Origin of the sequence: Paracoccus homiensis, assembly GCF_900111675.1 — a bacterium.
GTDB lineage: Bacteria > Pseudomonadota > Alphaproteobacteria > Rhodobacterales > Rhodobacteraceae > Paracoccus > Paracoccus homiensis.
Window position 1 is genome coordinate 1 of the sequence record NZ_FOHO01000033.1, and the last position, 5,675, is coordinate 5,675.

Annotated in this window: 6 protein-coding genes; 4 read left to right on the top strand and 2 right to left on the bottom strand. The window is 62.5% G+C overall.

The window, feature by feature from the left end; all coding sequences use genetic code 11:
* Window positions 1-10 precede the first annotated feature (10 nt).
* Window positions 11-643: a histidine phosphotransferase family protein gene (locus tag BMX67_RS19170; RefSeq protein ID WP_090738327.1), complete on the bottom strand. Its 633-nt coding sequence runs from the start codon at window positions 641-643 to the stop codon at window positions 11-13.
* 36 nt (window positions 644-679) lie between these two features.
* On the opposite strand from BMX67_RS19170, the gene BMX67_RS19175 reads away from it, so the two are divergent.
* The 4 genes from BMX67_RS19175 to BMX67_RS19190 all read left to right on the top strand — a co-directional run bounded on the left by BMX67_RS19175 (window position 680) and on the right by BMX67_RS19190 (window position 5,010).
* Window positions 680-853 (top strand): DUF3553 domain-containing protein, encoded by a 174-nt coding sequence (locus BMX67_RS19175; RefSeq protein WP_090738329.1) that lies wholly within the window; start codon window positions 680-682, stop codon window positions 851-853.
* Between the two features lie 152 nt (window positions 854-1,005).
* Window positions 1,006-1,788: an L-ornithine N(alpha)-acyltransferase gene (gene olsB / locus BMX67_RS19180; RefSeq protein ID WP_090738332.1), complete on the top strand. Its 783-nt coding sequence runs from the start codon at window positions 1,006-1,008 to the stop codon at window positions 1,786-1,788.
* A complete protein-coding gene (olsA, locus tag BMX67_RS19185) occupies window positions 1,785-2,669 on the top strand; it encodes a lyso-ornithine lipid O-acyltransferase (protein ID WP_090738334.1) in 885 nt (294 codons plus the stop codon). The genes olsB and olsA overlap by 4 nt, the downstream gene beginning before the upstream one ends.
* A 76-nt stretch (window positions 2,670-2,745) precedes the next feature.
* Complete coding sequence (locus BMX67_RS19190; RefSeq protein ID WP_090738338.1) at window positions 2,746-5,010, top strand: adenosylcobalamin-dependent ribonucleoside-diphosphate reductase; 2,265 nt, start codon at window positions 2,746-2,748, stop codon at window positions 5,008-5,010.
* A gap of 198 nt (window positions 5,011-5,208) precedes the next feature.
* Here BMX67_RS19190 and BMX67_RS19195 read toward each other — a convergent pair whose 3' ends face one another.
* Entirely contained in the window at window positions 5,209-5,391 is a 183-nt protein-coding gene (locus BMX67_RS19195; RefSeq protein WP_202076298.1) for a helix-turn-helix domain-containing protein, read from the bottom strand.
* Window positions 5,392-5,675: the final 284 nt, after the last annotated feature.

A 5,675-nucleotide genomic window follows, 5' to 3' on the forward strand; every position in this document is an offset into this window, starting at 1 on the left:
CTCGCGACGATCAGAAACTGATTTCGACGCCCTTGTCGTCGATTTCGCAGGCAAGGCGGCGGCCATTCTGGGTTGCCGCCTCGGCCAGCAGGGCGAACTGCACCTCGGACGGGGCAGGGACGCGCCGGGGCTGCGTGCTGTCGGCGATCAGCCATGACCACAGCCCGTCATCCGGCTTCATCCGCTGCGCATCGCCGACCAGTCGCCAGCCGCGCCCTACGCGCAGGATCACGACCTGACCGCCCCAGGGCATCGCCGTTTCGATGCACATCACCGCCAACAGCAGCATCCGAACCTCGGTCCGGGCAAAATCCCCCTCGGCGTCCAGGGTCAGCTTCAGCCGCCCCTGCGAGGACAGGCCGTCGATCAGCCGGCCAAGTTCGGGCAGACCGACGCGCTGATCGTTCCGGGCCTGACCGAAGGCCATGCGAAACGCCTGGATCCGGTCGCGGGCCGCGCCCACGGCCTCGGCGATCAGGGCCAGTTCCGGGCTTTTTTCGATCCCCGGGAAGCTGCCCGACATTTCCAGCAGTTCGACCCCGTTCCCGATCGCGCCAAGGGGTGAAACCAGATCGTGACACAGGCGAGAGCCGACCAGCGCTGCAAGTTCGGAAGGGTTGATGCGCGTTGTCTCAAAGCTCATGAGGTCTTACCTTGGGATGATGAAAGGAAGGTGGACGTGAACGACATTCTTGAGCCCGGCATGATCGTGCGCCATCCCGGTGCGCCCGAATGGGGCGAGGGGCAGGTGCAGTCGCGGATCGGGGACCGGATCACCGTCAATTTTGCCGAGGCCGGAAAGCAGGTCATCGACGGGCGGCGGGTGACACTGGAATTGCTGCGCTGGAACTGACGTTCATCATCATGCCTCGATTTGTGCAATCATAAGTTGAATCCGGCAAGCGTTTTCTTGCGCTCTGGCAGATGCCGCCGCGCCAGTTGTTGCATTGCGGCCCTTGCGCCAATAAACCACCAGAAAGATTTACGAAGCATGAACAAGGGCGCATGAAGTCCGACACGTCCTATTTCGACCTCCGCATCGCCACCAGCGAGCGTGATCTGCGGGCCGCACAGCGCCTGCGCTATCGCGTGTTCATCGAAGAGCTGGGCGGCGCAGGGGCCCTGGTCGATCACGACAACAGGCTGGAGCGGGACGAGTTCGACCCCGTCGTGGATCACCTGTGCCTGATCGATACCCGCCGCTCCGCCGAGGATCTGGACCATGTCGTCGGCGTCTATCGCCTGCTGCCCGGCGAACGCGCGCGCGAGTTCGGGCGCTTTTACTGCGATTCAGAATATGATCTGACCGCGTTGAAAAATTCGGGCCGGTCGGTTCTGGAACTGGGCCGGTCCTGCGTCGATCCGGCCTATCGCGGCGGCACCGGCATGTTTCTTCTGTGGAACGCGCTGGCCGATTATGTGCTGGATCTGGGGATCGAGGTCCTGTTCGGTGTTGCCAGCTTTCACGGCACCGATATCGACACCCTGGCCCCGTCGCTGGCCTGGCTGCATCATCATCATCTGGCCCCGGCGGATCTGCGCCCCGTGGCCCGCCCAGAAGGTCATCAGCCGATGGACCTGATCCCTGCCGACCGTCTGGAACGGCGCGAGGCGCTGGTGGGGATGCCCGCGCTGATCAAGGCCTATCTGCGTCTTGGCGGTCTGGTCGGCGATGGGGCCTTCATCGACCGAGAGTTCAACACCACCGACGTGTTCCTGCTGATGGACACCAAGGCGATGTCGGACAAGCACCGCAAATTCTATGAATCGCGCCGGCAGGGACAATGAGCGATCCTGCGCGGTCGGGCATCCTGCAACCCGATCCCGGACGGGGCACCGCCACATGGCGTGACGACGGCCCGCCCCCGGACCTGCCGCGGCCGCGCGGACTGGCTGGTTGGTGGCGCGTCATTCGCCGTGGGGTGCCGGCGGTTCTGATCCTGCTGATCGGGGTTCTGCTGATCCTGCCCCTGCGCGGGGCCGAGCGTCTGATCCATGGCGCGCGCCGCCCGTGGACCGGGCCGCATGTGCAGGTCGTCTGCCGTCTTGTCCTGCTGGCCATCGGCCTGCGCTGGCGGCGCGAGGGGCAACCCCTGACCGGACCGGGCGCCGTCGTCGCCAATCACAGCAGCTGGCTGGACATCCTGACCATGAATGCCGCGATGCCGGTGTTCTTCGTCAGCAAGGCCGAGGTTCGCGGCTGGCCGGGCATCAATATCCTGACTGCCGTCACCAACACGCATTTCGTGGTCCGCGATCCGAAATTCGCCCGGCAGCAGGCGCTTGAATTCGCTGCGCGCGTACGGGCCGGGCATCGGCTGTTGTTCTTTCCCGAAGGCACCAGCACCGATGGCCGCCGCGTGTTGCCGTTCAAGCCGACCCTGTTTCAGGGCTTTCTGGACCCCGAACTGCCCGACGGTCTGGCGATCCAACCGATGAGCGTCAGCTATCACGCGCCGGACGGATGTGATTCCCGCTTTTATGGCTGGTGGGCCGATATGGCCTTGGCTGATCACTTGCTGGGCGTGCTGTCGGCGCCGGTGCAGGGGCATGTCGTCGTGCGGCTTGGCGAACCGATTCCCGTTGCAGGTCAGACGCGTAAGACGCTTGCCCTGAAAACGCGCGATGCCGTTGCGGCAGGCTTCGACTTTGCGGACGAAAAAGGTTAAGATCTGACCTTGCTGCGCGCAGCGCAGCACAATATATAGCGCGCCCCGCATCCTCATATACCATAGGAAGGCCATGATGACCCGCTTTGCTGCCCCCATCGCCGAACAGATCTGGGACATGAAATACCGGATGAAGGATGCCGAGGGGCAGCCCGTCGACGGCTCGGTCGAGGATAGCTGGCGCCGTGTGGCCCGCGATCTGGCCCGCGTCGAAAAAGACCCGGCGCAGTGGGAAGACCGCTTCTATACCGCGCTAGAGGATTTCAAGTTCCTGCCTGCCGGTCGCATCCTTGCGGGTGCGGGCACCGGCCGTGCGGTGACGCTGTTCAACTGTTTCGTCATGGGCACCATCCCCGACAGCATGTCGGGCATTTTCGACATGCTGAAGGAAGCCGCGCTGACCATGCAGCAGGGCGGTGGGATCGGCTATGATTTCAGCACGATCCGTCCGCGCGGCGCGGCGGTCAAAGGGGTCGCCGCCGATGCCTCGGGGCCGCTGTCCTTCATGGATGTCTGGGACGCGATGTGCCGCACCATCATGTCGGCAGGTTCGCGCCGCGGCGCGATGATGGCGACGATGCGCTGCGATCACCCCGATGTGGAACAGTTCATCGAGGCGAAACAAGACAGCGCCCGCCTGCGCATGTTCAACCTGTCGGTCCTGGTCACCGATGCCTTCATGGAGGCCGTCAAGGCCGACACATCCTGGGATCTGAAATTCGACGGCAAGGTCTATCGCACCGTTCAGGCCCGCGACCTGTGGAACCGCATCATGCAGGCGACCTATGATTATGCCGAGCCGGGCGTGATCTTCATCGACCGCATCAACAACAACAACAACCTGCATTATGCCGAAACCATCGCCGCGACCAATCCCTGCGGCGAACAGCCCCTGCCGCCCTATGGCGCCTGCCTGCTGGGGTCGGTGAACCTTGCACGTCTGGTGACCGACCCGTTCACCGACCGGGCGCAGCTTGACCCCGATGCGCTGGACGATCTGGTCCGAACCGCGATCCGGATGATGGACAACGTGGTGGATGCCTCGCGCTTTCCTCTGGAACAGCAACTGGCCGAGGCGCAGGCCAAGCGCCGCATCGGGCTGGGCGTCACGGGCCTTGCCGATGCGCTGCTGATGCTGGGCCTGCGTTACGGTGCCGAGGATGCGGTCGCGCAGACGCGGGTCTGGATGAAGGCCATCGCGCGCTCGGCCTATCTGGCCTCGGTCGATCTGGCCAAGGAGAAGGGCGCGTTCCCGCTGTTCGATGCCGATGAATATCTGAAATCGGGTTTCCTGTCGAAAATGGATGACGATGTGCGCGCCGCTATTGCCGAACATGGCATCCGCAACGCGCTGCTGACGTCAATCGCGCCGACCGGCACGATCAGCCTTTATGCGGGCAATGTCTCATCGGGGATCGAACCGGTCTTTGCCTATGCCTATACCCGCAAGGTGCTGCAGAAGGACGGCTCCCGGACCGAGGAAGAGGTCGTCGATTACGCTGTCCAGATGTGGCGCGACCTGAAAGGCGATGCGCCGCTGCCGGATTATTTCGTCAACGCCCAGACCCTGGAGCCCAAAGATCATGTCGCGATGCAGGCCGCCGCGCAGGAATGGGTCGACAGCAGCATTTCCAAGACGATCAACTGCCCCGAGGATATCAGCTTCGAGGATTTCAAGGATGTCTACTTGGCCGCCTGGGATCTGGGCTGCAAGGGCTGCACCACCTATCGCCCGAATGACGTCACCGGCAGCGTTCTGTCGGTCAGCGAAAAGACCGAGGCCACGCCCGAGGCCGATCAGGGCGCCGACGTCGTCTACCTGACCGAGCCTCTGGACCGTCCCGGCGCGCTGGAAGGCACCACCTACAAGCTGAAATGGCCGGGCAGCGAGCATGCCATCTATATCACCGTGAACGATATCGTGCAGGGCGGTCATCGCCGCCCGTTCGAAGTGTTCATCAATTCGAAGAACATGGAGCATTACGCCTGGACGGTCGCGCTGACGCGGATGATCTCGGCCGTGTTCCGCCGCGGCGGCGACGTGTCCTTCGTGGTCGAGGAACTGAAAGCCGTCTTCGACCCGCGTGGTGGCGCCTGGATGCAGGGCCGCTACGTCCCCTCGATCCTCGCCGCGATCGGCGGCGTGATCGAACGGCACATGGTTTCGATCGGTTTTCTTGAAGGCGAGGGCATGGGCCTGAAATCCGACCCCGAGGCCGAGAAGATGGCCGTCGGCGAACGCCCCAAGGGCCCCGCATGCCCCAGCTGCGGCCAATACGGCATGCGCATGATCGAAGGCTGCATGACCTGCCCCTCCTGCGGCCATTCGAAATGCGGCTGAGGGGTGCGGGCCGGGTGATGTAGGTCTGAACTGACCCATAGTTTGCCCATTTGGTGCGGTTTGGTGTCCACTATCACCGCATAGATTGCCCACGGGCCGATGTCAGGCACTGTTGATGTCAGTAGAAAAGCAACGGGCCTACCTGAAGAGGGTAGGCCCGTTTTCCGTTTATCTATTTGATTTTAAGAAGATAAATTTCTAATCGAGGTGTATCAGCAGGGTATGAGCCTCGACGCCCAGCCCCTTCGCGACACGGTAGAGGTTGTCGATCGAGATATTCTGCTCAGACCGCTCTACAGCACTCAAATAGGTCCTGTTGAGGCCCGCCTCCTCGGCAAGGCGTTCCTGAGACCACCCTTTCTCAGCACGAAGCAGCCGCATATTGCGGGCGAGTACGTCTCTCAGGGGGCTCTTGGGTGTCCGTTTCACACCCGATGCTATTGGCGAATGTCGGTTTTAACTCTACCAGTTTTAAGAAACATTCTGGCGCCCGATCTGGACGTCGAAGCAAAGGAGAGGCTGCAATGATCATCGACTTGGTAAAACTGGAGAAACTCGCGGAGGAGATGGAGGGGTAATCCCCCCGTTTTTGCGGGGGCTTGGTCGTAAAATTTATGCGGCCATCTTCAGTTTCTGTGCAGGTGTCATCCCGCCGTTGCCCATGT